This is a genomic window from Microcoleus sp. (assembly GCF_049646505.1).
In the GTDB taxonomy this organism is placed as follows: domain Bacteria; phylum Cyanobacteriota; class Cyanobacteriia; order Cyanobacteriales; family Microcoleaceae; genus Microcoleus.
Genome location: NZ_JBARVX010000336.1, coordinates 14474 through 40393, shown reverse-complemented (window position 1 = coordinate 40393; position 25920 = coordinate 14474). Strand labels below are relative to the sequence as shown.

The 25920-nt window shown below is 46.2% G+C and carries 27 protein-coding genes; 13 read left to right on the top strand and 14 right to left on the bottom strand.

Features of this window, described 5'->3' with window-relative positions:
• Nucleotides 1–206: 206 nt before the first annotated feature.
• Together WBA89_RS17445 and WBA89_RS17440 are read right to left on the bottom strand one after the other, a co-directional pair.
• A complete protein-coding gene (locus WBA89_RS17445) occupies nucleotides 207–587 on the bottom strand; it encodes an SH3 domain-containing protein (RefSeq protein ID WP_424408436.1) in 381 nt (126 codons plus the stop codon).
• Nucleotides 588–980: 393 nt separating this feature from the next.
• On the bottom strand, nucleotides 981–1127 hold the full coding sequence (locus WBA89_RS17440; RefSeq protein ID WP_424408435.1) for a hypothetical protein: 147 nt from the start codon (nucleotides 1125–1127) through the stop codon (nucleotides 981–983).
• Between the two features lie 314 nt (nucleotides 1128–1441).
• On the opposite strand from WBA89_RS17440, the gene WBA89_RS17435 reads away from it, so the two are divergent.
• Nucleotides 1442–3091 carry a family 10 glycosylhydrolase gene (locus tag WBA89_RS17435; protein ID WP_424408438.1) on the top strand — a complete coding sequence of 550 codons (1650 nt, stop codon included), beginning with the start codon at nucleotides 1442–1444 and terminating at the stop codon, nucleotides 3089–3091.
• A 108-nt stretch (nucleotides 3092–3199) separates the two neighbouring features.
• On the opposite strand, the gene WBA89_RS17430 is transcribed toward WBA89_RS17435, so the two are convergent.
• Complete coding sequence (locus tag WBA89_RS17430; RefSeq protein WP_424408434.1) at nucleotides 3200–3901, bottom strand: Uma2 family endonuclease; 702 nt, start codon at nucleotides 3899–3901, stop codon at nucleotides 3200–3202.
• A gap of 101 nt (nucleotides 3902–4002) precedes the next feature.
• Here WBA89_RS17430 and WBA89_RS17425 point away from each other — a divergent pair, with 101 nt between their 5' ends.
• The 3 genes from WBA89_RS17425 (at nucleotide 4003) to WBA89_RS17415 (ending at nucleotide 7050) form a co-directional block, all read left to right on the top strand.
• Nucleotides 4003–4899, top strand: a complete 897-nt coding sequence (locus WBA89_RS17425) for a polysaccharide deacetylase family protein (protein WP_424408433.1) — start codon at nucleotides 4003–4005, stop codon at nucleotides 4897–4899.
• A gap of 124 nt (nucleotides 4900–5023) precedes the next feature.
• On the top strand, nucleotides 5024–5647 hold the full coding sequence (locus WBA89_RS17420; RefSeq protein ID WP_424408432.1) for a restriction endonuclease subunit R: 624 nt from the start codon (nucleotides 5024–5026) through the stop codon (nucleotides 5645–5647).
• A gap of 131 nt (nucleotides 5648–5778) precedes the next feature.
• On the top strand, nucleotides 5779–7050 hold the full coding sequence (locus WBA89_RS17415; protein WP_424408431.1) for a bifunctional sterol desaturase/short chain dehydrogenase: 1272 nt from the start codon (nucleotides 5779–5781) through the stop codon (nucleotides 7048–7050).
• Between the two features lie 175 nt (nucleotides 7051–7225).
• Here the strand turns inward: WBA89_RS17415 and WBA89_RS17410 are convergent, their stop codons facing one another.
• Nucleotides 7226–7825, bottom strand: a complete 600-nt coding sequence (locus WBA89_RS17410) for a glyoxalase-like domain protein (RefSeq protein WP_424408430.1) — start codon at nucleotides 7823–7825, stop codon at nucleotides 7226–7228.
• Nucleotides 7826–7945: 120 nt separating this feature from the next.
• Between WBA89_RS17410 and WBA89_RS17405 the strand changes: the two genes are divergently transcribed.
• A complete protein-coding gene (locus WBA89_RS17405) occupies nucleotides 7946–8350 on the top strand; it encodes a gamma-glutamylcyclotransferase family protein (RefSeq protein WP_424408429.1) in 405 nt (134 codons plus the stop codon).
• A gap of 4 nt (nucleotides 8351–8354) precedes the next feature.
• Here WBA89_RS17405 and WBA89_RS17400 read toward each other — a convergent pair whose 3' ends face one another.
• Both WBA89_RS17400 and WBA89_RS17395 read right to left on the bottom strand, forming a co-directional pair.
• Nucleotides 8355–9089, bottom strand: a complete 735-nt coding sequence (locus tag WBA89_RS17400; protein ID WP_424408428.1) for a response regulator transcription factor — start codon at nucleotides 9087–9089, stop codon at nucleotides 8355–8357.
• 48 nt (nucleotides 9090–9137) lie between these two features.
• Nucleotides 9138–9707, bottom strand: a complete 570-nt coding sequence (locus tag WBA89_RS17395; RefSeq protein ID WP_424408427.1) for an ATP-binding protein — start codon at nucleotides 9705–9707, stop codon at nucleotides 9138–9140.
• Nucleotides 9708–9930: 223 nt separating this feature from the next.
• Here WBA89_RS17395 and WBA89_RS17390 point away from each other — a divergent pair, with 223 nt between their 5' ends.
• From WBA89_RS17390 to WBA89_RS17375, 4 genes are all read left to right on the top strand, one after another.
• On the top strand, nucleotides 9931–12363 hold the full coding sequence (locus WBA89_RS17390; protein ID WP_424408426.1) for an NACHT domain-containing protein: 2433 nt from the start codon (nucleotides 9931–9933) through the stop codon (nucleotides 12361–12363).
• Between the two features lie 94 nt (nucleotides 12364–12457).
• Nucleotides 12458–12739, top strand: coding sequence for a ribbon-helix-helix domain-containing protein (locus WBA89_RS17385; RefSeq protein WP_424408425.1), 282 nt, complete (start codon nucleotides 12458–12460; stop codon nucleotides 12737–12739).
• The gene (locus WBA89_RS17380) at nucleotides 12736–13038 is read left to right on the top strand and encodes a type II toxin-antitoxin system RelE/ParE family toxin (protein WP_424408424.1); all 303 of its coding nucleotides are present in this window, start codon (nucleotides 12736–12738) and stop codon (nucleotides 13036–13038) included. Before WBA89_RS17385 ends, WBA89_RS17380 begins: the two co-directional genes overlap by 4 nt.
• Before the next feature lie 143 nt (nucleotides 13039–13181).
• Nucleotides 13182–13394, top strand: coding sequence for a hypothetical protein (locus WBA89_RS17375; protein WP_424408423.1), 213 nt, complete (start codon nucleotides 13182–13184; stop codon nucleotides 13392–13394).
• 251 nt (nucleotides 13395–13645) lie between these two features.
• On the opposite strand, the gene WBA89_RS17370 is transcribed toward WBA89_RS17375, so the two are convergent.
• From WBA89_RS17370 to WBA89_RS17335, 8 genes are all read right to left on the bottom strand, one after another.
• Complete coding sequence (locus WBA89_RS17370; protein ID WP_424408422.1) at nucleotides 13646–14251, bottom strand: anti-sigma factor family protein; 606 nt, start codon at nucleotides 14249–14251, stop codon at nucleotides 13646–13648.
• 144 nt (nucleotides 14252–14395) lie between these two features.
• On the bottom strand, nucleotides 14396–15055 hold the full coding sequence (locus WBA89_RS17365; RefSeq protein WP_424408437.1) for a sigma-70 family RNA polymerase sigma factor: 660 nt from the start codon (nucleotides 15053–15055) through the stop codon (nucleotides 14396–14398).
• 163 nt (nucleotides 15056–15218) lie between these two features.
• Complete coding sequence (locus WBA89_RS17360; protein WP_424408421.1) at nucleotides 15219–15710, bottom strand: molybdenum cofactor biosynthesis protein MoaE; 492 nt, start codon at nucleotides 15708–15710, stop codon at nucleotides 15219–15221.
• A gap of 568 nt (nucleotides 15711–16278) precedes the next feature.
• Entirely contained in the window at nucleotides 16279–16677 is a 399-nt protein-coding gene (psb27, locus tag WBA89_RS17355) for a photosystem II protein Psb27 (RefSeq protein ID WP_424408420.1), read from the bottom strand.
• A gap of 202 nt (nucleotides 16678–16879) precedes the next feature.
• Nucleotides 16880–17062, bottom strand: coding sequence for a hypothetical protein (locus WBA89_RS17350; RefSeq protein ID WP_424408419.1), 183 nt, complete (start codon nucleotides 17060–17062; stop codon nucleotides 16880–16882).
• Between the two features lie 286 nt (nucleotides 17063–17348).
• A complete protein-coding gene (locus WBA89_RS17345) occupies nucleotides 17349–18581 on the bottom strand; it encodes a DNA replication/repair protein RecF (protein ID WP_424408418.1) in 1233 nt (410 codons plus the stop codon).
• A 308-nt stretch (nucleotides 18582–18889) separates the two neighbouring features.
• The gene (locus WBA89_RS17340) at nucleotides 18890–21715 is read right to left on the bottom strand and encodes a cation-translocating P-type ATPase (protein ID WP_424408417.1); all 2826 of its coding nucleotides are present in this window, start codon (nucleotides 21713–21715) and stop codon (nucleotides 18890–18892) included.
• A 284-nt stretch (nucleotides 21716–21999) separates the two neighbouring features.
• A complete protein-coding gene (locus WBA89_RS17335) occupies nucleotides 22000–22182 on the bottom strand; it encodes a hypothetical protein (RefSeq protein WP_424408416.1) in 183 nt (60 codons plus the stop codon).
• 508 nt (nucleotides 22183–22690) lie between these two features.
• On the opposite strand from WBA89_RS17335, the gene WBA89_RS17330 reads away from it, so the two are divergent.
• The 4 genes from WBA89_RS17330 (at nucleotide 22691) to WBA89_RS17315 (ending at nucleotide 25867) form a co-directional block, all read left to right on the top strand.
• On the top strand, nucleotides 22691–23209 hold the full coding sequence (locus tag WBA89_RS17330) for a phycocyanin subunit beta (RefSeq protein ID WP_193972088.1): 519 nt from the start codon (nucleotides 22691–22693) through the stop codon (nucleotides 23207–23209).
• Between the two features lie 98 nt (nucleotides 23210–23307).
• A complete protein-coding gene (cpcA, locus tag WBA89_RS17325; RefSeq protein ID WP_424408415.1) occupies nucleotides 23308–23796 on the top strand; it encodes a phycocyanin subunit alpha in 489 nt (162 codons plus the stop codon).
• A 151-nt stretch (nucleotides 23797–23947) separates the two neighbouring features.
• A complete protein-coding gene (locus tag WBA89_RS17320) occupies nucleotides 23948–24763 on the top strand; it encodes a phycobilisome linker polypeptide (protein ID WP_194066803.1) in 816 nt (271 codons plus the stop codon).
• Between the two features lie 234 nt (nucleotides 24764–24997).
• Nucleotides 24998–25867 carry a phycobilisome rod-core linker polypeptide gene (locus WBA89_RS17315; RefSeq protein WP_424408414.1) on the top strand — a complete coding sequence of 290 codons (870 nt, stop codon included), beginning with the start codon at nucleotides 24998–25000 and terminating at the stop codon, nucleotides 25865–25867.
• Nucleotides 25868–25920 lie beyond the last annotated feature (53 nt).

Below are 25920 nucleotides of genomic sequence, written 5' to 3'. Positions count from 1 at the left end.
CAGTTTAGCCTGATTTCTCAGCAAGTTACCAGCGGCGTAGCGGTGCGGATGGCTTTACTGTATCTGATCGGCGGCGGTAAAGTTTAGTTTCAGATATTCAATTATTCAATTATTCTCGCGATGCCTCTTTACAATAATCGTTACCCGATCCGAATCGGGTAACGATTAAAACTCTTGCTAGAAATGTAAAGCGATCTAGTTAAGAGTTAGGAGATCCAGGCAGTAGAAACCCAGCCACCACCTTTGAGTTGGGCCCAGCCGTTTCTGTAACGACCGGTCAATTTTACGTGGTCTCCACGATATAACTTGCCGATGACATGAGCACAGCCATTGGGGCGGTGGCGGATATTCAGGCGACCGCCGTTGGTGGCAACTTTGGCGTAGCTGTGATGACCGCGATGGCCGCCGCCGCAGCGCTTGTAGTGGCAACTTGCCTGGGCTTCGCCAGTGGTGCCCAGAACAGATAAGGCTACTGCCACACCTGCAACGCCTATCCATGCAGAATTAGGAATTTTCAATTCCAGTTGGAGTTCGGACTCTGGAGATTCATAAGCAACAAAAGAATGATTCAATGCTAGTGCTTCCATAGTTTCCTCATGATTGTTGTTAACATTTGTTGGTGCAGGCTCAAGTCAAAATCTCGATTCACAGCCCAAAACCTTAATTTACGTGTCAGAAAATGCACAAAATAGCGTTACAGTCTTGGTTTTGCCTAGTATTCGCTTGCTTTGCGTGAATCCAGCACAAGTATATCATGTCATTTAAGGAGCTTTTTGGAACAAAAAAATAAATAAACTTTACATTGTCTGCTAAAAATTTTGACTGTGCCGATCGCCAGGAGCGCAGAATTAAACTTAAGTGTGTCATAAAAAAGGGATAGCAGTCATCGTTTGGGGTTGGAGATTGCTTGCGCGAGACTGCCGCGAGACTGCTGATTTTTGTGTGCTGACGGATTGATTTGCTACACCTGCGACCGACCGTTATTCGATCGCGCAACTCTCCGGCTCGCCTTGAAGCACCGTCTTAATTTGCTTTGGGCGACATGGTTTTACCCGATCGCAGGTGTTAGAGCGATTGCGGGCGATCGAGATTTTGGTGAAGGTTTGCCCGAACTTTGTCCCAGACAAAGATGCAAGCTGACATACTATTATGATAAAAAGCGATACAAAACAAGTTTGGGGTTTGTTTCCGCGAACCCTGCGCGTAAGGTGCGGCTCGATGAGATTGTCGATTGAATGCGAGGGCTTTTTAAGGGTTCGGCACTACCCAGAATACTTAGAAAGGATCTAAATAGCCGCCCCACAGAATTTGCATTGTGCGATCGACTTGTGGCATAACTAAGTCAACCGAAAAAAGTAGAAAATTTGTAGCCGTGCGTCTGCGCGATCCCTTTGGGCGATCGCAAACCAATTTCAACCAGAAAACCCGATTCAATTATCCCATGAAAATTGCACCAACTCGCATCGCGAATTTTCAACATCAGCGACGCTTTTTAAGTGCGGTAACTGCTGCGATAACCAGTAGCTTCATCAGCCAGCTTGTTTTGCCTTTTATCGAAAATAAATCAGCCTTTGCCGAAACATCAGCCTATTGCCAATTATCCAAAGAACAGGTAAATCAAAAAGAAGACTTGCGCCGCGCCGCCCTGTCAGGAAAAACGGAATCCCAGCAAGCATATTTTGCTGTTTTGAAGCAACACGCGCGGGAAATAGCACAATGCCGCCAAAAAACTTGGCCCCAAACCCAAGCAGTTTGGCTGCGTTTGTATCCCTGCGATGTCAGGCCCGGAGAAATCGATCGAGTATTAGACAAAGTTGTCAATAAAGGTTACAACCAAGTCTATGTCGAAGTGTTTTACGACGGTCAAGTGCTGCTCCCAGCAGCAGACAATCCAACTGCTTGGCCTTCGGTTTTGAGAAATCGCGGCTACGAGAAATATGATTTGCTAGAAAAGGCGATCGCCAAAGGCAAACAGCGAGGTTTAAAAGTATACGCCTGGTTGTTTGCCATGAACTTTGGCTATACCTATTCTCAGCGTCCCGACAGACAGCAAACCCTCGCCCTCAACGGTAAAAACCAGACAAGTTTAACAATAATTAAAGACGCAACAATTAACGACGACTTCGGAGAAGTTCCGGGAAATCAAGCCTTTATCGATCCCTACAGTCCGCAAGCAAGACAAGACTATACTTTATTAGTAAATCAAATAGTCAAGCGCAGGCCGCAAGGAATGTTATTCGACTACATTCGCTATCTGCGGGGTGTCGGGCCAGCTTCAGTGGCTACCAAAGTTCAAGACTTGTGGATTTACGGCCCAGCATCGCAGCAAATACTTTTGCAGCGGGCTAACAACCAGCAAGGGCGAGATTTAATTCAGCGATATTTGACCAAAGGATTTATCAATACTAATGACGTTCAAGCAGTAGTCAAACAGTATCCGACCGAGCAACAACCTCTTTGGCAGGGGCGAATTCCGCAACCTATAGCAGCAGCAACTCCCCCTTCTACAAGACAGAATGCCGCATCAAAAGTAGCCTCAAAAACTCCCGCCACAAAATCGCCAAATGCTGCAACTCCCGCGCCAAAACCGACACCAAAACCGCCGCTTCCCGACACGGGCATTCTGCAAAAAGACCTCTGGCAACTAACCGTTGCTCACGCAGTCCAAGGAGTTTTAGAGTTTTTTGGAATGGCAATTGCGCCAGCTCAAAGGATGGGAATTCCTGTAGGAGCAGTGTTTTTTCCCAACGCAAACCAAAAGATAAATCAAGGCGGATTTGATTCGAGATTGCAGCCTTGGGACAGCTTTCCGGCTGCTGTCGAATTCCACGCGATGTCTTACGGAAACTGCGGCAATGTAAGCTGTATTGTACCGCAGGTGGAGCGGACAGTGAGTTTAGCACCTCCGGGAGCAAAAATTATTCCTGCCATTGCCGGAGATTGGGGAAAATCTGTGAAAAATCGGCCGTCTTTGGAGATTCAAATGCAGGCAATTCGTTCAGCAACGCCGCAAATTAATGCGGTGAGTCATTTTTCTTGGGGTTGGCAAGAACCGGAGGATGAAAGGGCACGGCAGACTTGTCGCTTTTAGGGGGATGATATCAAATCTGGGTTGATTACCCGATTGCTCGCTCGGCGGTTGAAACCGCGACTATACAAACGAAGTCTGCCTCCGCAGACTAAGAGATTGAGGGGATATTTAAGCGGGATTTGGAAAGCTGGCTAACTGTTGGATAAATTCTTGATGTGCGTCACTGTTTAATCCGGCTTGAAGAGTGGCGATTGCACTTGGCATATCCCCATCTATAAGTGCTGAGACTGCCAGCCACAACCCCGGAAAAACTCGGCTGCGGATAATTCCTTCAGCATCGGGAAGCAAAGAAATATATTCTTCTTCCTGCAACGAAAACCAATCTATCCGGCGATTCATGACTTGCCAAACGAGATATTCTTTGACTCCATTGCGGCGGTAAACTCGTTTTTTGTCCCGCAGATCGATCGTAGCGGTACTTGCAGAAATTTCGGCAACAAATTCGGGTGCACCTTCAATATAGCCATCATCGCTAAGGCAAGTTTGGCCGCCTCGTTGGGCATCAATTAGCAGTACAGCATCGGGTTGAGGTTCGTTATCCACATCAAGACGCACGGTGGGATTATCGCCGATCCGAGTATGCGCGGTAAAAGCAACATAGAAGCCAAGACAAGTAATTAGGCGAGCATGGGGCTCGGCGTGGGGTTCAAAGCGTAAGGGTGAAGCCATATAAACAATTCCTTCAATCAATTCTGCTTTTTTGAGTGCGGGCATGGCTGTATAGCGCCGCTCGAATTCTGCGCGGCTAAGCAAATCGCCATTTTCCAGAGGGGGAATCGTGATGCGGCTGAGATTTGCCGGAGCAATCATGGCTTTTCTCCTGTGATGATGCGTTGCTATCTTGAATTTTATCTAATTTTAGACAAAGTTGTAAGCTATCGTTATATCGTTAACAGCAAATAGTACAGTTAATGAATCCCAAATTTACTAAAAAATTAGCGATTAAAAGTATTATACTGATTGGAACGATCGCCCTAATTTTACTACTTTCAGAAAACCCACAAACTGGTAATTCCAATTCCCTCGCCCAAATCCCCCCTTTTGACAATTTCCCGCCCAACCTCCAGAAACCGCCAAAACCCCAAATACAGCCTTCTCCCGCCACAACTCCGACTCCGAAACCCGCCGAACAACCTTTAGTATTCGCACCGCCGGCGCAATTTCGCAGCCAAATTGTTTATAAAGCAAGTATCAGCAACTCCAAAGTTATCGCCCTGACATTTGACGATGGGCCCTCACCAGAAACTTTGAAAATATTAGAAGTTTTGCAGAAACACAACGCTGTGGCTACATTCTTTTGTTTGGGTAGAAATCTGCGAGAATATCCAGAAATTGCTAAAAAAGTTGTACAAGCCGGAAACGCGATCGGCAACCATACGTGGCATCACTACTATCACGATGTTACCGAAAAAACAGCATCGAATGAAATCGATTATACAGGCATTCACATTCATCGATCGACTGGTGCCAAAAGTTTGTTGTTTCGCCCTCCAGGCGGCCGTTTAAATAACGGTTTTGCAGATTATGCCAAAAAGAAAAATTACGTAGTTGTTATGTGGTCGATCGACCCTAAAGACTACCAACAACTGCCTGCAGATACGATCGCACATACTGTAATTTCTCAAGCCACATCAGGGGCGATCGTATTGTTGCACGACGGCGGGGGCGATCGCCAGCAAACAGTCGAGGCAGTCTCTGCAATTATTCCCAAACTCAAACAGCAGGGATACCGTTTTGTCACCATACCGCAATTGCTGCAAATGCAAGCAGCCCAAAAACAGCAAAATGGCGATCTCAAACCCAAATAAACAAAAACCTCAACAAAATCAACTCTACCCATCTGCGTTCACCTGCGTTTATCTGCCTCAATCTGCGGTTGCAATGACACTCATGGTAAAATTATTACCAATAATTCAAACTCTATAAATTATAATGCAAAAACTTCAATCAAGAGACATTAACCTCCGCTATCTAATTGATAACTTCGGCTTGCAGCGAGTTCGCAACAGCGAATTTTTCCGAGAATGGCAAGAAAACTTGCCCGAAGTAACTGATTTCGAGAAACAATTGCTCGATCGCGTTCAAGACATATACTTCAACTTGGTAGACACCCCGCCCGTGTTGGAAAATGCAGTCAAACTCACGATAGTCAGCCCTATTTTGTTTATTGCCGGTTTGTTTGAGTCTCCTTTTCAAGTCAAAGCCGAAAAATCGATATCCATTCAAGAGGAAGACGAAGGCAGAATCATCGAAGGCAGAATAGATATCCTGATTATGAAAACAAACTTGTGGGTGACAGTAATTGAATCCAAACAACTTTCGTTTTCAACGGACGAAGCACTTGCCCAACTCCTGACATATATGCTGGCAGATCCGAATCCAGAAACTCCTACTTTTGGCATGATTTCCACAGGTGCTAACTTCAGCTTTGTCAAGTTAGTTAGAGGTGAAACTTCGCAGTATGCCTTATCGCCAGAATTTGTAATCCGCAATCCCGGCAATGAATTGTACCGCGTTTTGCAGATTTTAAAACGCCTGAGTCAACTGCCAGACTAGCAATAAAAGCAATTTTAAGCTTTTTTTCAAAACAGACAATATCTAATATCATGTCCGCCGATAACGACCGCGATCGAAGTGTTTTTCTGACGGATATGATATAATATCTAAAATTTCTAACTTCTGCGAGCATGGTAAATTACTGGATAGTCGGCGCTGTAGCAATAGCTTCTGTGTTTTGGGCAGAAATCATCCGAGACTTTTATCACGTCGCGTCTCATTATGTGCCGCCTTTGCAAAAGCTGCACAATTGGCATCACCGCGTTTTCCGCCCGAATTTGACTGCTGTCAGCGAGACAATTTACAAGCAAGCACACTGGCGTCACGATGTGCCCGAAGCTGCGGCGATGATGGTTTTGGGCTTGTTGCTGTGGGTTTTAGCTTATTTTGTGCTGCCGGCATATCACTGGGGCGCAGCAGCAGGTTGTATTTATACTTTAGGCTTTTTGTTGAGTGCGATCGCCCGCGCGTGTGGCATTAAAGGTGCAGACGAATTAACCGACATCACCCACCAACCGGGAGAATTCCAGACAACCCCCGGCAACTGGTTCGTTAATAAACCTTATCATTGGCGGCATCACTTCGACAATCAAAATGCTTACTATTGCGGTACTTTCACCTTAATAGATAAACTTATGGGCACAGCACTTTCTCTTAAAGGCAAAACTGTAGCAGTCACCGGCGCATCGGGAACTTTAGGGCGTTTGCTTCTCAAACACCTGCACAAAGCTGGTGCAAAAGTTATCGCCCTATCCTCTGGAAACGAGCAAATTACTTTGAATTTAGACGGCGAAAGTTTCCCTGTAAAAACCGTAACTTGGCACGCTGGCGCAGAGGCAGATTTAGCTCAATTGTTAGAAAAAATCGATATTCTCGTGATCAATCACGGGATTAACGTACAGGGAGAAAGAACCGGAGAGGCGATCGCAAATTCATACGAGATTAACACTTTTTCGGCGTGGCGGCTGATGGAACTCTTTTTCTTAACAGTCCGAACTAACGAAAACATCGCTTGCAAAGAAGTCTGGATCAATACTTCAGAAGCAGAAGTCATTCCCGCTGTCAGCCCGCTGTACGAACTCAGCAAACGCGCCTTGGGAGATTTAGTTACTTTGCGGAGGCTGGACGCGCCCTGCATCGTTCGCAAGCTGATTTTAGGGCCGTTTAAAAGCAACTTAAACCCGATCGGCATTATGTCGCCAGATTGGGTAGCGCAGCAAATTGTCAAACAAGCTAAAGCTGATGTCCGCAATATCATCGTGACAATTAATCCTTTAACTTTTATCGTTTTCCCAGTTAAAGAGTTTTTTGTTTCTCTGTATTTCCAAACCTTCAGCCGGAAAGCGATTTCAGAGATAAAAGAAGGAGCCGAAAAATCCAGCGTTGAAGCTAAGATTAATTGACAAAGCAGAAACGCAGAAAACCGGGCGGTTGGAAACCGCGGCGACACAGACAAAACCCGCCTCCGCGGGTTGAAGACAGGCCGTTAAATTTACGTTATTATCTTCAGTCCGCGGAGGCGGACATCGTTTCTATAGGCGCGGTTTCAACCGCCGACTCTCAACCGCCGACTCTTATCTAATTACTAACCTCGGCCATTTCAATGACGCGGCCGTCATAATCCTTGACCAAAAAATTCAGCGGCTTTTCCCGGCGAATCTTATAACTAATGCCGCGAGTTTGCACCCTCATCAATAGCTGATCCAAACAATCGCGATCGAAACAAACGTGACGCTGGCGATTTTTCTCCCCTACACCAGCCCCGCTAATAATGTGCAGTTGGGTATTTTTCATCAACTGGTACCACAAACCTTCGGGACTCGCCATCGTTTGAGAGCTCGTTCCCCTGCCGACATTCGGCGACAAATACAGGGGGTCGATACCAGTGGTTCCCAAGGTTTGCTCGTAATTGTAGTAGTAATGCAGCGGCACTTCTGCGACGGGCAGGTTTAGCATACCTTCATAAAACTCTCTGGCTTGTCCGAGATCCGATACCATCACCGTGTGTACCTTCGGAGCACTGGTGAGAAACATCCACATCGCCCCCGCATAGGCGGCCAGCAGCATCACCATAATCCCTTGAGTCGAAAACAAGCTGTCGAGGGGCAGGTCTGGCAAAAAAGAGCTCACGTACAAGGGCTGAAGTCCAAAAGCAATAAAACTAACTGTTAGAGTCATGAATTATAAGAAAGGGTAAACAACGAAATTTATCAAGATTGCCGTCGCGATCGCCCGCGAGAATTAAACTATTAGCTTAGCCATCTATCTTAGCAAAAACTAGCGGTTAGGCCCTACCCGATGAAAGTCTTTGTCTACGGTACTCTCAAACCGGGGGAGTGCAACTACCGGCGCTACTGCGAGGGAAAGGTTGTGGATGCTTGTCCGGCGATCGCCCGCGGTCAACTTTTTGCGCTGCCGATCGGCTATCCTGCGATGGTGGCCGGAGAAGGCATCGTCTGCGGTTTTCTCCTTTGTTTCGCCAATGCGGTCATTTTAGACGATTTAGACCGCCTAGAAGACTACAATCCGCTGCGAGAACCGACGGAAAACGAATATCAGCGACAGGAAATCGAAATCTGCGATCGACACTTCAAACCTTTAGGCACGGCTTGGGCTTACTGCATGGTACCCGATCGCGTTCGTGCTTTAGGAGGCATCTGGCTGCCCGATGGGACGTGGGAAAATAGGTTTTTCACAAAATAAGGCGTTAATGCCGATGAGCTGAGGAAATTGCCATTGCCGCGGGCGAGGGCGGCTCGAACCTGTAACCAAAACCCCGAATAGTTTTAATAAACTGCGATCCAGTAGCATCAACTTCAATCATTTTTTTGCGAATCTGACCGATATGTACGCTAACAACTTTCTCTTCTTCTGTGTTGCTGCAGTTCCAACCCCAGATTTTTTCGATTAGCTGTTGGCGACTCCAAGATTTACCGGGATGACTGGCCAAAAAATACAAAATATTAAATTCTAAAGCTGTTAACTTGATAATTTGGTCGTTTAGTGTTGCTTCTCGGCGCGCTGAATCGATCGCGAATCGATCGAATACCATACGCGATGGAGTAACACACCTCATCCGTCTCAACACAACTTCGATCCGCATTGCTAATTCCTGAAGACCAAATGGTTTGCAGATATAATCATCAGCACCTGCAGACAGGACTTTAATTTTATCCGCTTCGTCTGTGCGGCTGCTTAGCATTACCACAAAAACATTAGTACGGCGCTGCATTTCCTGGCAAAGATGATAGCCTGTAGTATCCGGCAAATTCCAATCTAGAACTACTAGCATTGGCTTAAATTCCTCAAACAATGCTAAAGCAGTCTCGCCATCTGCTGCCGAATCTACTTGATATTTCTGAGTTAAAAAACGATGAACTAGAGTGCGGATGGATGGGTCATCATCCACCACGAGAATCTTGGGAGCAGTATTAGCAGTCATCACAAAAGAAATAATTTTCTTATTAGTTAAAAGTTGACGATTACAGATTTAGTCAAGCATACATCCCAGCTCGCTCCAAATAACAGGCAATTCTTCAAGCAACTTAGCTTGGATGTCAAAAGGCTCTCCCACATCCCAAATTTTGACTTCTAGGCGTTCGTTAAATACGGTTATTTCAAGGTCGATCGGAGTTTGAAAGGGCAGATTTTTGTGGGCGTGGCGAACAGCATTTGTAAACCCTTCTATCGTAGCAAGTTTGCACTGCTGCAAAACTGCTTCGGGAATGGGTAGATCCTCTAACTGCTCGACCCACCACAAAACTTGAGGAACACTTTTGATGTCAGTATTTAGTTGAAGGTGTATTGTTTTAATTGGCTGGTTATAACTTCGTTCTAACTGGCGATTTCGCTGCTTTGTAAGCCAGTTAAAGCTGAAAACATCGATCGCCGGCTTAACCCAAGCTTGAGTGCTATCTTGGGGTAGTACAGGCTGAAAATATTTGACGATTAACAAACAGTTTCTTAGACCATCACGGGTATAACTGAGTTCATCGGCAATTTTGCCAATGAGTTTTATACCTATCCCACCTGACCCAATTTCATCTATACTCTCTCTCATTTTGCTATCCTTTGTTATTATTTAAGGTGTACTTTTTTACCGAAAAAAGAGAGTGGCATTCTGAACGATTAAGTTTGCATGATTTATGCCTGACTTTTCCCCTATGCCGTGCAGTTGTTGTCAGGATCATTTTCTCTTAGTTGCTGGGGTATTGACAAACTCAGTTTGCGATCGCTAAACTGATCTAAAATTGACATTGACAAATACAAAAGTAAATTATATAATGACGACCCTCAAAGCCTCTGACGAGGGATTAGTAAAAATTAGGCAAGCTAGAAGAGAGAGGGGCTCGACGATAGAAGACCCCAGATGGCTAGTAGAAGCTAGTCAAACATTAGAACCCGATCGCGCTTGGACAGAGGCCGGGCCCTATGCTGATGGCCTATCGCTGCCAACTTGGAGGCGTTTTTTAGCAGGAAGAGAACCAATTAAAGCCCATGCTTTTAGGGCTTTCTGCACGGTTTTGCAGTTGGATTGGGAAGAAATTGTCGATCGTCCTCCTTTAGCCTCCCCTTACCAAGGGGGGGTTGAAGGGGTTAGAGATTTTTGCCAACAGCCTATTGATTCGGTAGTGGAAGAGATACGGCAAAAATGCCACAGCAAAATCCAACAGCTTTACAGCAAAATGCAACTGTTGGATATTGCACAGCCCGTTGATGTCAGCAACCTCTACGTTGAAGTCAACATTTTGGAGGAAATTACCAGTTGGCAGCCGGGAGAAATTAGCGATTTATTGAGAGACTTCAACCCAGATGCGGATAACTTTAATCGCTTGGGTTTAGGTAAAGTACGCCAGAAACGAGTACCAGGATTGGATGCGGTGAAATCTCACTCTAAACTGATGGTACTGGGCAAACCGGGTTCGGGTAAAACTACTTTTTTGAAACACATTGCCATTCAGTGCGATCGGGCAAAATTTGAAGCAAACAAAATACCAATTTTTATCCCTCTCAAAACCTTTGCTGAAATCCCTAATCTTGATTTATTAGAATATATCAGCGACGAATTTGCCAGTTGCGGAGTTGAGGGGCGATCGCAAACTGAATTCGCACTCAGTCAAGGCAGAGGTTTGATTTTATTGGACGGCTTAGATGAAGTGCCAGAATCAGATAGCGATGCAGTCGTCAGACAGATTCGTCATTTTGCCGGAAAGTATTACAACAATCAGTTTATTATTACCTGTAGAATTGCCGCTGCTAAGTACAGATTTCACGACGAAGGATTTACCTGTGTTGAGGTAGCCGATTTTAATGATAAGCAAATCGCTGCCTTTGCCCGCAATTGGTTTGTGGCATTTTCCCAGAATCTGGAGGCAGGGAAAGCTTTAGCATCTCAATTTGTAGAGAAGCTGACACTGCAAAAAAATCAGCAAATCCGAGAACTGGCAGTAACGCCTATTTTGTTAAATTTGACTTGCTTAGTATTCCAATCCAAAGCGAATTTTCCATCCAACAGAGCCAAGTTGTATGAGGAAGGAATGGAAATAATGCTCAGAAAATGGGATGAAACTAGAGGGATTCAACGGGATGAAATTTATCACGATTTGAATTTGTGCCGCAAGAAACATTTACTTGCTTTTGTGGCAGCTATTACTTTCGATCGGGGCGATTACTTTTTTGAAAAAAACACAGTTCAGCAATTGATTGCCGACTATCTAGCTAATTTGCCCGATGCCACAAATGACTCCGTTCAGTTGGAGATCCATAGTGAGGTTGTGCTGAAGGCGATCGAAGCACAACATGGATTATTAGTGGAAAGGGCAAGAGGGATTTATTCGTTTTCTCATCTAACATTTCAAGAGTATTTTACTGCTAGAGAAATAGTTGACAATTCTGCTCCACAAGCTTTGAAAAAACTGATCGGCCACCTGACCGAGAAGCGTTGGCGAGAAGTCTCGTTGTTAGCAGTTGGGATGTTGCAAAAAGCTGATGACTTGTTGCTGTCAATTAAGCAGCAAGTTGATGGACTGGTCGCTGACGATGAGCAGTTGCAGCAGTTCCTAATATGGATCGACAAAAAATCCCTTTCTGTTGATTGTGCCTACAAACCTGCGGCAGTTAGAGCATTTTACTTGACCCTTGAATATCCCCTCCTTGACTGCGGCTTTGCCCTTTCTCTTGACCCTAATCTGAAAAAAGTTGTGGGACAAGCTCTGGAACAGGTTCTTAACCTTGTACTTGAAGGTGCTCTTGACCTTGCCCTGAATACCGTCCTTAAGGATGCGCTTGAGCCTACTCTTGGTTACATCAGCCTTACCCTTGAACGTACCCTCGTCCCTAACCTTGACCTTGTTCTTGACTGCGACCTTGTACCTGCCCTTAAGCCTGAACAAAGGCAAGGGATACAAGAACTTCTGGAACAACTGCCCGATCCAAAAAGTGACAAAGAGATATTTGCAAAATGGTGGCAAGATAACGGTCAGGCTTGGGATAAGCGATTAAGACAAATGATGATTTTGTATCGCGATATGGGTCGCGTTTGGCAATTTAGCGAACAGCAGAAGTCATTGCTGAAGAATTATTACGATGCTAATAAATTGCTGGTAAAGTGCCTCAATAGCGGTTGTAATGTATCTCCTGCTGTGCGGCAGGAAATTGAGGAGACATTGCTGTTGCCGATCGCCAATCTGCAAAAAACCGGTGACAAGTGCGATTGAGTTTAATTGCTCGCCATCGCCCTCCCCTTCGCCTTTACACGGAGAGAGCCAGTGGAAATGATATAATGGCTAAAAGTTATTAGAAGTAAAGCGCATGAACATTACTCTAAAACCTGACCATAATAAATTTATTGAAGCGCAAGTCAAAAGTGGCAAATATTCTTCGGTGGATGAGGTAATTGCTGCGGCGTTGGAACTACTCGCAGACAGAAGCGATCTGCAACAGAGCGATGGTTATCAAGAATGGGTGGATGAAACTCGTCCAAAAGTAGCAGCAGGACTAGCTCAGCTTGAACGCGGCGAAGGAATTGATGGGGAGGTAGTTATAGCTAGATTGCGGGAAAAATTTCGCAAAATGCGGGAAAATCAACAATGAGCCGCTACATTATTTCCCCTGAAGCCAGTCGCGATCTCAATGAAATTACCGATTACTTTGCAACTAAAAATATAGATGCAGGTGAACAATTTGTTGAAGACTTTGATAAAAAGTGTCGTAATTTAGTTAAGTTCCCCAATATAGGGCGCAGTTACGAGGAACTAGCTCCTTCTGTGCGGGGAATTCCTATCAGAGGTTACATAATTCTTTATCGGGCGCTGGACAACTTAATTGAAATTGTTCGGATCGTGAGGGGAGAACGGGATTTACCTTCTCTATTTTCTGATGATCGGGAGTGAAATTGCTGCTAGGTTGCCTCAATATCCGTTGTAACTGAGATATTGCACCATTTTCAATAAGCTGTAGGGGCGGGTTCACCCGACGCCTTAAAGCTTGCATAAAGGTTAAATAAACCCGCCCTCCCCCGCGAAAAATCCCCTTATTGACATTGCTGCAAGATGTGAGTTGTAATGTAGTATCTCCTGCTGTGCGGCAGGAAATTGAGGAGACATTGCTGTTGCCGATCGCCCATATCGAAAAAACACGTCAAAAGTACGCGCGTGCGAAGCTATCCCGTAGGGAATCGCCCGCTCTAATTCCACTGGCTACCTACTCGGATATCAAGATGCGATCGCCCCACAATTCGTCATTCTAAGCCGAGGAAGCGTCAAAGGATCTATCCACCTTGAAAAACTGGGAAAAACAGCAAAAAGCCCCCTTTTTTAGGGAGCTTAGGCTCGAAAACTTAATAACTTAAACACCTCCTACAGTCCTCTCTCCTGTAAGTTGCCTTCCTCAAAGGAGGCAGAGCCTCCGCACCTGCATTACCAGGCAGAGCCTGGTAACGAGCAAGCCCCCGTTTTTCAGGGGGCTTAATAACTTTTATTATTGCTCAAAACATCAATCCTACTGAACCTTTGGCAATAACTTGTGAGGGCTTGCTACATCAACTTTCGGAATATCCATCACCGGCGCATTCACCCCAAGCATCAAATCGTTGGGATTAAGAATCTCCATTACCGGCTCGTTCAAAGCGACAACCAAACCGTCAGATTCAGCAGGAACCGGCGATGTCGCCAACTGAGGAGCAAACAATTGGCGGCCGCCAGCGACACCAGACACCGCCGCAATCAACAAAGCTGCGATCGCCCCTCCACCCAAAACCCAATTTCGTTTCGTCTTGCGTTCAACCCGCTGCAAAACCTTCGCCGCCAAATCCTGTGCCGATTGTTCCGCAGCCGGCACCGGCATTGAGCTAAAACTTCGCTGCATACTCAAAAGTCGCGAGTACAAACGCTGCGTCGCGGGGTCATTTTTCAGCAATTCTTCAACTTCTCGGCGTTCTGTCGCCGTCACTTCGCCGTCAAGGTAGGCACTCAGCAATTCAAAACGATCGCGCATCATAGTAGTTACATTGCCCTGGGAATAATTGTTGTTAGATGGAGTTTCACCGAGTGAATCCCCCATCGGTTGCTGATTCTGATTTTTTGCTGATTCAAAGTTACTATTCATATTTCACACCACTTGCTCAAAATTGGGGGAATCACGCGATCGCTCTTAAAATGATTTACTGCTTATTTATATTTTCAAAAAGAAGTTTTGATGTCACAGCAAACATCACCAAATTTGCTTGAACCGCCTCGGAAATTACTCTTGCTAATGACCGTCGAGATATTTTTGCAATTGCAACTGCAATCTTTGGCGAGCTCTAGCAATTCTCGACTTGACCGTTCCCAGAGAAACTCCAGTTATTTCCGCTATTTCCTCATAGGCTAAACCTTCGATTTCTCTCAAAACAATTGTCGTGCGGAATACTTCCGGCAAATCTGCGATCGCCACCCGCAACTCGTCGTAAAATTCTCTAGTCGTCAAATCTTCATCAGGCCCCGGACTGTCTGCCGCAATTTCCCAATCGACCTCCCCGTCTTCCAGGGCACGGGGTACATCTAGCGATAGCGGAGTTCGCACCCGCTTGCGCTTCCGCAACTCGTCGTAAAACAAATTAGTGGCGATGCGGCTCAGCCAGCCCCGAAATTTAACAGGCTCTTGCAAGCGGTTAACATTGCGATAGACACGAATCCAGACTTCCTGAGCCAAGTCTGCTCGGTCTTGCCAGTCAGGGGCTAAGTGATAGAGAACCCTGTCTACGTGGGATTGATACCGCTTTAACAGTTCTGAAAAGGCAGCAGTCTCAGGTCGATTTCCTTCCTGACACCGCAACACCAAGTCATAATTAGAGAGTTTTTCGGCTGGCAATTGCACTCTTTGAACGGTCGCCACAACCGCAGACCAGGACACGGAAATAAAGTCGCTCATGGGTGGAATTGGCTCATCGAACATTCCACAGTTGTTGACGCTGACCGATCGTCACAAGTTCCCAAACAGGGGAAGAGATGGAGACTGGGGCATGGGACACGATCCCGAAAAGCTTTGATAACAAACAACCAATAACTAATGACTAATGACTGATGACTAATGACTAATGACCGACAACTTCGCACGCTCCAATACTAACCCAACTGCTAGAACCGTCGGCCCAATGTTCTTTTTTCCAAATCGGTACGTTGTGTTTGAGCGTATCTATGGCGTACTGACAAGCTGCAAACGCCGAGTCGCGGTGGGGACAGCCAACAGCTACCAGTACGCTGATTTCCCCCACCTGCAAGTGTCCCACGCGGTGGTGAATGGCAACCCGATTCACATCGGCCCACTGACGGCGGATTTCCGTAGCGATTTGCTGGAATACTCGCACGGCCATCGGTTCGTAGGCTTGATATTCTAGGGAAACTACAGCTTGACCGTCAGTTTGGTTGCGGACTGTACCGCTCATCATTACCACGGCTCCGTTGGCGGGGTCATCTGCCAAAGTGTATATTTCTTCTACAGATAACGGCGCTATGGTAACGGCGAAGCTGTCTGATGCGTGGCATTGAGGTATTTTGCCGATCGAAAGTGCAGAAAGAGAGTTCATTGCTTTGAGGTGTTGCTGGAGAACTCGATCTTGACACAAATCTAGTCGCGAACTCTCGAAAAATTGGGTTTAAACTGAGATATTGCACCATTTTCAATAAGCTTTTTATGGGCGGGCTCTCCGGCCCACCCCACAATAAAATGCACTTGTTGTGGAACAGGCATCTTGCCTGTTCTTAACAATGGTGCAAGATGTTCAGTTTAAAACTACTTTAGGAGCTTGAGGACTTTCTGTGTAGAATATCCACAGTCAGCTACCGGGCATTGGGAAACTCTAAACGAAGGTGGAGAGATGTCAGAGTACCTAGCAGCATATCTCGGTGAAGCGTTAAGGAATCGCCGGCTCTTTCGGATATTTGGTTGGGGAAAAATGTATATTTTGCTGCGGGGGAATGGGTAATTGGAAAAAGGTAATTGGCGATCGATTCGTGACTTCTTACCCGTTACCCATTACCATAGATTATATTAACCGATCGCCAAAAGTTCAGGAGAGCGAAATTGTTAACACTCAAATATCAAGGATGAAAGATAAATTATTGAAATTTATCTTTGCTCCCCGAATTTTGAGATTAAGCTCCTCTATTAAGAGCAGATTCTACCTGCTGAAATTCTACCTCAAGACGATTTTTCAACTTTTCAGGAACGGGACGGTTTGGATAGGAACTATAATGTCCTGCTAAAGAGTTTAAGGCCGTCCGCATTGTTGTGAAAGATGTCAGCTTGGCAAGAGCGGGATCGCGGCGGTATGCAGCAAAAAAATCGTTGATACTTGTGCGAGCAGCGGCTTGAGCGGCTGCTTTTTCCGGCGCGTCCTCTGGCAAAGTCAGCGCTGTTCTCAAGCTGCTGACTAATGCTAATGTGTCTTGGCCGTAGTCTCCACTCAGAGTGGCGGGAACATTGGTACAGCCAGCTACGCCGATGACAACAACTAATACGAGGGCTAACAGACGGGAAATGTAATGCTTCATAGGGGTTAGAAAAAAGGAAGCGAAAGCGGCAATCAAATTTAACCTTTATCGTATCTCGAATTGAGCTAACAATGTCAAATAATGTCAAACTTTTATTATGTGTGGTAGCGATACCATGAAAAGTACAGTTTGTCAATCTCACAGGGATTGATATCAATTCCGGTTGCACTCATACATGATGTTAACTGTTAACTGTTAACTGTTAACTGTTGACTGTTGACTGTTGACTGTTGACTGTTAAGAGGGCGGGCCCGCACCATCCACCGCCCCTACTGACTGTTGACTGTTGACTGTTGACTGTTAACTGTTGACTGTTAACAGTGAATTTACTATTCCGATGAAGAGAGGATTTGATATGATTTACGAATCTCCAATTTAAAATCAATCGTCAATCAATCTCTATTTTTTTATTGATTGATTAATTTATCATCTAAAATCAATCCGCCAATCAATCTCAAATACCCGATCTAAAAACAAAAAATTGATTGATTTATTAATCTCTAATTCGTCAATTAATCCGTCAATCATATCATGTCCGGTCGATTACCACCACAACAAAAATGGCTAGCGCCTGCGGACTTTCCGCGACGATATGGAGCGCTTGCAAGTCGGCACTACAAACCGGATCGCAGTAGATGCACCGGATACGATATCAATCTAAAATCTCAAATCTAAAATCGATTGATTTGTCCAGAAGCAACGGAGAGAATTTGGGTTTGTCGCAGCCACTGACTGTCAAAAGCGCCTAAGTGAGTCGTAGTAATTAGAGTTTGAAATCGTTCTTGAATTGTTTCTAAAAGTTGATTTTGGCGGTTTAGATCGAGTTCTGCAAGTACGTCGTCTAGCAATAGTAAAGGCGCTTCGCCTACGACTTCTTCAATAAGCTGCAATTCGGCTAATTTTAATGCTAATACGAGAGTTCGCTGCTGGCCTTGGGATGCGTATTGACGAGCTGGGGTATTGTTAATTGTAAATATAATGTCGTCGCGGTGGGGGCCGACTAATGTGGTTCCTTGAAACTGTTCTGCGATCGCCCTTTTTTGAATTTTTTCTAAAAATGCTTGCCGCACTCCTTCGAGATTGTCTTTACCAATTAATTCCGAGCTTACTTCAATATTAGCATCGTATTTCACATCTAAAACTTCTGCTGAACCGCTAATTGAACGGTGCCAATTGCGAGCTAACGGCATCAAACGCTCCAAAATTCGATCGCGCCTGCGGATCACGCGAGCGCCCGCTGTCGCTAACTGTGCATCCCACAAGGCTAATTCTGAACTGGGAATGGGGGATTGGGAGTTGGGAATTGGCGAGTCTTGGGTATGTTCGGGTTCGGGACTTTCGGGTGCAAAAAATCGGTTTTTGTCAAAATTTTCGGAAAATTCGGCTTGTCTGATTGCTTTAGAACGTTTTAACAGAGCGTTGCGCTGGCGCAAAATTTGGTTGTACTGCTGCAAAATGTGAGCGTAAATCGGCTCTAATTGGATGACTAGCCGATCGATCCAATTGCGCCTTCCTTCGGGCCCGCCGCGCACTAAGTCCAAATCCAAACAGGAAAATTGTACTACATTTAAGACGCTCAAAAAGTCTAAATGGCGGCGCAGCGGCTCGCCGTTGAGCTTCAGGCTGCGGCGCGCTCCCGATCGCAGTGTTAAAGATAGGTCGATCGCTCCGGTTTGACGTTCTAGCATAGCATCAATTTGGGCGATCGGCTTGGAGTCGAGGATTAAATCGCGATCGCGCGATACTCTGTGGCTTTTTAAGGTAGAAAGCAACTCTACTGCTTCTAACAAGTTAGATTTTCCTTGAGCGTTATTTCCTACTAAAATGGTTTTGGGAGCGTCAAACGCTACCTTTTGATCGAAGTAGTTCCGAAACTGCCGTAGGTGCAGCGTTTTCAAATACATAATATTAGTTATTGGTTATTGGTTATTGGTTATTGGTTATTGGTTATTGGTTATTGGTTATTGGTTATTAGTTATTAGTTATTAGTTATTAGTTATTGGTTATTGGTTATTGGTTATTGGTTATTGGTTATTGGTAATACAGTCATCGTAGGGTGCGCCGAAGAGCACCTTACCTATTCAAGGGCGAATTTCTGCAATTGCTTTTTTGCGGAGCGTTGTGTTCGCAATGTATAGTGTTTAGACTCGCGCCAAATGTGAAGGGTCTAACGAATAATGAAACATCGCTCATTATCCGTCAGCCGTTAACACTATTTACGAGTTTTGTTGTACAAGCGCACGAACAGTTTTTCCATTTCAATCCAGACAAACATTAGGGCGCTGAAACCGAAGCAAACCATCAATTCAAAGGGCGACAAATAGTGAGTGCCGAAAAATGCTCTCAGCGGTGGAACGTAAATCAGCATTAATTGCAAAGCAGTAGTAACAATTACAGCTCCCCAAACAAAAAGATTAGTGAAGGGATTTAACTCGATAGTTAGCCGAGTGTTAGAGCGAATGGCGATCGCGTGACCCATTTGCGCCAAACAAAGAGTTGTAAATACCATTGTTTTCCAAGCCTCTGGATTCCTGTGTCCCGGAGCGTGAGTATATCCGTAAGCCCAGGACATCATCGCGATCGTCAAAATTGCAAAAATAATCCCGATCCGAATTATGTAAGAACCCAAACCCCGCGCAAAAATACTTTCTCGCGGGCTGAAAGGAGGCTTGTTCATCACGTTCGGTTCGGCCGGTTCCACGGCCAAGGCCAAAGCGGGAACGCCGTCTGTGACTAAGTTCATCCACAAAATTTGCAGCGGCGTTAGCGGCACTCCTCCCAAACCAATTAATGGTGCGGCCGCAATTGTCAAAACTTCGCCGATGTTGCTGCCCAAAATGTACTTAATAAAGCGGCGAATGTTGGTATAAACCACTCGCCCTTCTTCAGCGGCGGCGACAATTGTGGCGAAGTTGTCGTCGAGGAGCACCATATCGCTAGCTTCTTTGCTGACATCGGTGCCGGTAATTCCCATTGCGATGCCGATATCGGCTTGTTTCAATGCGGGTGCGTCGTTAACGCCGTCGCCTGTCATGGCGACAAATTTGCCCCAACTTTGCAAAGCTTGGACTATTCGCAATTTGTGTTCGGGGGAAACGCGGGCGTAAACGCTAACGTGTTCGACTTGCTGTTTGAGTTGTTCTTGGCTGAGTTTTTCTAATTCTTGACCGGTGAGAACTCGATCGCCCCTTTGTGCAATACCTAAATCACTAGCAATTGCCTTTGCTGTCAACTGGTGGTCTCCTGTAATCATCACCACCCGAATTCCTGCATCGCGGCACTTCGCCACAGCTTCGCGCACTTCCGGGCGCGGGGCGTCTAGCATACTGACGAGTCCCAGCCAAATCATGTCTTGTTCGCTGGTTTCGTCAGAATCTTCGGGCGGCAGGTTTTCCCAGATTTTGTAGGCAAATCCGAGGACTCGCAAACCCTCGCTTGCCATGTTGTTGTTTTCGGCGAGGATGCGATCGCGCATTTCCTGATTTAAAGGTTGTACTCGATCGCCGATTATGATGCCTTTACAGCGCTCCAAAGTCAACTCTGGAGAACCTTTGGTAAACATCAAATAATTCTGCTGCTGTCCGTTTTCTGCTGGAAATCCCGAATGTCCCGATCGACCCGGCACTTCGCAAATCACGCTCATCCGCTTGCGTTCGGAAGAAAAAGGAAATTCCGCCGTGCGCTGCAGCAATTGACACTGTTTTTCCTTATAAATGCCTGCTTTTGCCGCTAAAGACAGCAGAGATCCTTCGGTGGGGTCGCCCAAAATCTTCCATTCTTGCTCTTCGTGCTGCAATACTGCGTCGTTGCAAACGGCACAGGCAATTAATAAAGATTCGAGTTCTGGATATTCTTCTAAATTATTAATTTGGGTCGAGGTATGGCGATCGGTAAAATCTCCGATCGGGGCATAGCCGTCGCCTCCAATCCCGATCGTACAGTCGCCCGTAGACACTCGCTGAACGACCATTTTATTTTGAGTCAGAGTACCTGTTTTGTCGGAACAAATGGTAGTCACCGAACCCAAAGTTTCTACAGCAGGAAGTTTGCGAATCAGGGCGTTTCGCTTCACCATCCGCCTAGTTCCGAGTGCCAAAGTAACTGTCACAACTGCTGCGAGTCCTTCGGGAACTACAGCCACAGCCATGCTGAGAGAAACTTCCAACAATTCTTCAAATCTGCTGGTATCTAACCCGATGCCGCCGTTGTTGAAGGTAATCATGCCGCCGATGACGACAACTGCGACTAAGCCGAGGGCGCCGGAGACTAGAACATTTCCCAACTGTCCCATCCGCTGTTGCAGGGGAGTCGGTTCGCTTTCTACTGACTGAAGCATGGCGGCAATTTTGCCCAGTTCAGTCTGCATTCCGGTGTTGGTGACGATCGCCTTGGCGCGCCCCTGAACAACTTCTGTACCCTGAAAAATTAGGTTTAGCCGATCGCCCAAGGAAGCATCTTCGGCAAGTTCTAGCTCAGCTTGCTTGGTAACTGCCATTGCTTCTCCCGTCAAGGCAGATTCTCTGACTTGCAGATTTGATGCTTCGATCAACCTGCCATCTGCTGCTATTTTTACCCCAGCCTCCAACAGCATCACGTCTCCTGGTACGAGTTCTTTGGCTGCTATTTCCGAAGTTTTGCCGTTCCGCAGGACTCTGACTAGGGGGGAAGCGAGGTTTTTGAGGGCTGCGAGGGCTTTTTCAGCACTTTGTTCTTGGAAATAGCCGAGAATGCCGTTGAGTATGACGATCGCAAAAATGGCGATCGCATCTTTGGGAAAATTATCCGACTTGATGTCTAAGAATCCAGAAACCACGGCCACACCCATCAGCATTATCAACATGATGTTGGTGAACTGATCGATAAATATCGACCACGGACTGCGGCCTCCTGTTTCTTCGAGTTCGTTGGGGCCGTATTGCTGCAAGCGTTCTGACACCTGTTGGCTGCTCAAGCCAGCGTCTTTGTTGCTGTTTAGCTGCTTGAGGGTTTTGTCAATTGCTACGGTGTGCCAAGAAGAGGGAGAATTTAAAGAAGACATAAATTACGATCGAGCGTGGGGCATAAAGGTGGTTGCGGCCGGACAGCTACAGCCTATGGATATTGCATAGGTATTGGTTCGAGGTAAGAAGCAGGAAGCTAGACACTTCTCTATCTCTGCCTTTCTTGATCGGTTGGTAGATTTACCGCTGATAGCACTTATCCACCTTACTACTAAAAATTAGCAATTCTTTCGGCTTTTACCCAAGCGCCAAAGGCTGAGTTTTATCGTTAAGTGCTGATATTTTCGGTAAAAGCTGTGGCTGTGCCGATCGCCCTGGCAACCTATTGGATTTTACCGAAATGTCGTTGCTCCAAAACGCCAGACTGGCGAAGCCTGCCGTTTCTGTTTGAATCCACAATCAGGAGTGTCCGATCGTAGAACCGATCGGGCAGAATTTTGGCTGTTTTCTCTATTCCCCTGCCCTCTTGTGGCAAAACTTTAATTTCCTTAACTTTTCTTAACAATGGGTTTTTGGGGCGGCAAAGCTCTGAGTGCGATCGGACTGCAGGAGAATTCGGTGCAGTCCCACGGTCACAAACAGGCGATTTAACCAAACTCATGCTTATTAACTAATACCCCGCATCTATCTTAAGGAGTAGATTAGCCAGCATTTTTTTACCCTCGATTTACCTTCTCAGAGGGATAAGTTCCTGTAATAATTTGTAATAAACAAAAGCCTGCGAGCATTGTATAAAGGTCATAAGAAGGTTGAAACGACAGACGCAAGTTAACAAAAACACTGATTAACAAGGTTTGTCGCATCTCATAAAAGGTGTAAAATTTTCTAAGGTTTCTTAAATGTCCGCTGCAATGTCACAATAGTACAGGTAGCGGAAAAGGAGAGAAGGAGCCGATCGGCCCAGTAGCCGGCGTCAACCTTCAACCCTTGCAGGTTTAACGGCCTGAACAAATTTAACTTAACGGTTTTATACCGCAACCAAACTCAATTAACTCAAGTAGGAGAGTTCTTTCATGTTTGACGCATTTACAAAAGTGGTTTCCCAAGCAGACGCTCGCGGCGAATTTTTGGCAACAGGCCAACTTGATGCCCTGAGCCAAATGGTTGCAGAAAGCAACAAGCGCATGGATACAGTCAACCGCATCACCAGCAACGCTTCCAGCATTGTTGCCAATGCAGCTCGCTCCTTGTTTGCTGAGCAGCCTCAGTTGATCGCCCCCGGCGGCAACGCATACACCAGCCGTCGCATGGCAGCTTGCTTGCGCGACATGGAAATCATCTTGCGCTACGTCACCTACGCGATTTTCGCAGGCGACGCCAGCGTCCTCGATGACCGTTGCTTGAACGGCCTTCGCGAAACCTACTTGGCATTGGGAACACCCGGCGCTTCCGTAGCAACTGGCGTTCAAAAAATGAAAGAAGCCGCTTTGGCGATCGCTAACGATCCCAACGGTGTAACTCGTGGAGATTGCAACTCCCTGATGTCTGAAGTCGGCAGCTACTTCGATCGCGCCGCTTCCGCAGTAGGCTAAACCCCAGCCATTGCAACCAAATTTGTCAAATAGCGCGATCGCTATTACAAATCGCATTCGTACAAAAAAACCGCAAACATTAGGGAGAAAGCAAAACTATGAAGACCCCATTGACTGAAGCAGTCACAGCAGCAGATTCTCAAGGCCGTTTCTTGAGCAGCACCGAAATCCAAACAGCTTTCGGTCGTTTCCGCCAAGCATCCGCCAGCTTAGAAGCTGCCAAAGCTTTGACAGGCAACTCTCAGCGCTTGATCGACGGTGCAGCCCAAGCAGTGTACAACAAATTCCCGTACACCCAACAAATGCAAGGCCCCAACTACGCTTCTACCCCAACCGGTAAAGCCAAGTGCGCCCGCGACATCGGCTACTACCTGCGGATGGTGACCTACTGCTTAGTTGCAGGCGGCACAGGCCCAATGGATGAGTACCTGATTGCAGGCATCGACGAAATCAACCGGACATTTGAATTGTCCCCTAGCTGGTACGTTGAAGCTCTCAAGTACATCAAAGGCAACCACGGCCTGAGCGGCGACCCCGCAGTGGAAGCTAATTCCTACCTCGACTACGCAATCAACGCCCTGAGCTAGATTTGCGTGATGCCCGGAATTGTAAGCTGCTGTTAGCTAAAGTGTTAGCGGTTGTTTACGATTCCGGGCATCTGCGATCTTAGCCTAGTTTTCCAAATACTTTTTTTTAAGAAGTTTTCAGTTTTTAAACCAAAAAAGGGAGAAGCTAAAGATGGCGGGATTAGGTGCAGCCGAAAGATTGGGAATAAAAGCATTTGAAGAAGCGGGACAGGTAGAACTTCGCCCCCACTGGACGCAAGATGATGCGAAAGCAGTAATTCGCGCAGCTTACAGGCAAGTTTTCGGCAACGAGTATTTAATGTCCAGCGAGCGAGTTACCAGCGCTGAATCTCTGCTGATGCAAGGACAGATTTCAGTTAAAGATTTTGTACGGTCAATTGCTCAGTCCGAAATTTATCGGAAAAAGTTTTTCTACCCGAACTCGCAAACGCGGTTGATAGAACTAAACTACAAACATTTGTTGGGCCGCGCTCCTTACGACGAGTCGGAAATTGCTTTCCACGTTGATTTGTACAATGCCGAAGGCTACGAAGCTGAAATCAATTCTTATATTGACTCCGTTGAATATCAAGAAAATTTTGGCGAAAGTATAGTGCCTTACTATCGCGGTTTCTCGACTCAAAGAAATCAAAAAACCGTCGGTTTTAACCGGATGTTTCAACTGTACCGCGGCTACGCAAATAGCGATCGCTCGCAAAACCAAACCCAAGCGCGGTTAACTTGGGAAGTCGCGAGAAATACGGCATCGCCGATATACACAGCCTCTAGCGGACAATCTCTAGCTGGCGCGGCCGGGGGCGATCGCGGTAAACTCTATCGAGTCACCGCAATGCAAGGTGCGGCTAAGTTTTCGCCCCAAGTGCGGCGGACTACTACCGAATATCTCGTACCTTACGAACAGCTTTCAAGCCGCTTGCAACAAATCAACAAACGCGGCGGCAAAGTGGTAAGTATTACCACAGCTTAAAGTTTGTAAAGACGTTTTTTTGCAAGCGTCAGCAAACAACTTAGGACTAAGTAGATAGGTAGGAAAAACTTGTAGGGGCGGGTTTAGCCAAAATATATGCAAACCAGCAGTAGATTGTGGCAAAACCCGCCCGACTTACTGTGCATCCTACCCCTACACATATTAGGCTTAGTCTTAACAATCTCAAGTGCAACGAAGCTTTAAATTTTTGTTATTAATTTAGGAGAAAATCTGGTGGCTATTACAACAGCAGCGTCCAGGCTGGGAACATCCGCATTGAGCGATGCACCGCAGGTAGAATTGCGCCCAAACTACACCAAAGATGATGTAGAAATAGTAATTCGCGCCGTTTACCGTCAGTTGTTGGGCAACGATTATTTAATGAAATCGGAACGCCTGACAAGTGCTGAGTCTCTGCTGCGAGATGGCAGCTTAACAGTGCGAGAATTTGTGCGCGCCGTGGCAAAATCGGAACTGTACAAAACCAAGTTTTTATACAGCAGCTTTCAAACTCGGACGATCGAACTAAACTACAAACACTTGCTCGGTCGCGCTCCCTACGACGAATCTGAAGTAGTTTACCACTTAGATTTGTACCAAACACAAGGCTACGATGCTGATATCGATTCTTATGTCGATTCAGTAGAGTATCAAGAAAACTTCGGCGAAAATATTGTCCCTTACTACCGCGGCTTTAACACGCAGCGCGGGCAAAAAACCGTCGGTTTTACCCGGATGTTCCGCCTGTACCGCGGCTACGCAAACAGCGATACATCGCAACTAGAAGGCAATAACTCCCGCTTAGCAGTTGAACTCGGTACTAACAGCGCTACAGCAGTAGTTGGGCCTTCTGGCGGTAACGAGGGTTGGGCATATCGGCCTTCTGCCAGAAACGTAACTCCCGGCACCGGTTTCGGCGGCGGCGCAGCTTACGGCAAAGAAGGGCGGCTTTTCCGCGTGGAAGTTTCGGGAATTCGCACCGGCGGCTATCCCAGCGTGCGCCGCAGCAGCAAGGCGTTTATCGTACCTGTTGACGATTTGTCCTCGCAAATGCAGAAATTTCAGCGCATGGGCGCAAAAATCGCCAGCATTACTCCAATTTAGTCAGTTGGCAGTTGGCAGTTGGCAGTTGGCAGTAGTCATTAGTCATTAGTCAT

Coding starts and splice junctions, on each gene's coding strand:
- WBA89_RS17380 (WP_424408424.1), top strand. CDS start 12,736: ATGAGCCGCTACATTATTTCCCCTGAAGCCAGTCGCGATCTCAATGAA.
- WBA89_RS17340 (WP_424408417.1), bottom strand. CDS start 21,715: ATGTCTTCTTTAAATTCTCCCTCTTCTTGGCACACCGTAGCAATTGAC.
- WBA89_RS17365 (WP_424408437.1), bottom strand. CDS start 15,055: ATGAGCGACTTTATTTCCGTGTCCTGGTCTGCGGTTGTGGCGACCGTT.
- WBA89_RS17435 (WP_424408438.1), top strand. CDS start 1,442: ATGAAAATTGCACCAACTCGCATCGCGAATTTTCAACATCAGCGACGC.
- WBA89_RS17430 (WP_424408434.1), bottom strand. CDS start 3,901: ATGATTGCTCCGGCAAATCTCAGCCGCATCACGATTCCCCCTCTGGAA.
- WBA89_RS17330 (WP_193972088.1), top strand. CDS start 22,691: ATGTTTGACGCATTTACAAAAGTGGTTTCCCAAGCAGACGCTCGCGGC.
- WBA89_RS17390 (WP_424408426.1), top strand. CDS start 9,931: ATGACGACCCTCAAAGCCTCTGACGAGGGATTAGTAAAAATTAGGCAA.
- WBA89_RS17425 (WP_424408433.1), top strand. CDS start 4,003: ATGAATCCCAAATTTACTAAAAAATTAGCGATTAAAAGTATTATACTG.
- cpcA (WP_424408415.1), top strand. CDS start 23,308: ATGAAGACCCCATTGACTGAAGCAGTCACAGCAGCAGATTCTCAAGGC.
- WBA89_RS17370 (WP_424408422.1), bottom strand. CDS start 14,251: ATGAATAGTAACTTTGAATCAGCAAAAAATCAGAATCAGCAACCGATG.
- WBA89_RS17410 (WP_424408430.1), bottom strand. CDS start 7,825: ATGACTCTAACAGTTAGTTTTATTGCTTTTGGACTTCAGCCCTTGTAC.
- WBA89_RS17405 (WP_424408429.1), top strand. CDS start 7,946: ATGAAAGTCTTTGTCTACGGTACTCTCAAACCGGGGGAGTGCAACTAC.
- WBA89_RS17420 (WP_424408432.1), top strand. CDS start 5,024: ATGCAAAAACTTCAATCAAGAGACATTAACCTCCGCTATCTAATTGAT.
- WBA89_RS17320 (WP_194066803.1), top strand. CDS start 23,948: ATGGCGGGATTAGGTGCAGCCGAAAGATTGGGAATAAAAGCATTTGAA.
- psb27 (WP_424408420.1), bottom strand. CDS start 16,677: ATGAAGCATTACATTTCCCGTCTGTTAGCCCTCGTATTAGTTGTTGTC.
- WBA89_RS17360 (WP_424408421.1), bottom strand. CDS start 15,710: ATGAACTCTCTTTCTGCACTTTCGATCGGCAAAATACCTCAATGCCAC.
- WBA89_RS17395 (WP_424408427.1), bottom strand. CDS start 9,707: ATGAGAGAGAGTATAGATGAAATTGGGTCAGGTGGGATAGGTATAAAA.
- WBA89_RS17415 (WP_424408431.1), top strand. CDS start 5,779: ATGGTAAATTACTGGATAGTCGGCGCTGTAGCAATAGCTTCTGTGTTT.
- WBA89_RS17445 (WP_424408436.1), bottom strand. CDS start 587: ATGGAAGCACTAGCATTGAATCATTCTTTTGTTGCTTATGAATCTCCA.
- WBA89_RS17400 (WP_424408428.1), bottom strand. CDS start 9,089: ATGACTGCTAATACTGCTCCCAAGATTCTCGTGGTGGATGATGACCCA.
- WBA89_RS17345 (WP_424408418.1), bottom strand. CDS start 18,581: ATGTATTTGAAAACGCTGCACCTACGGCAGTTTCGGAACTACTTCGAT.
- WBA89_RS17385 (WP_424408425.1), top strand. CDS start 12,458: ATGAACATTACTCTAAAACCTGACCATAATAAATTTATTGAAGCGCAA.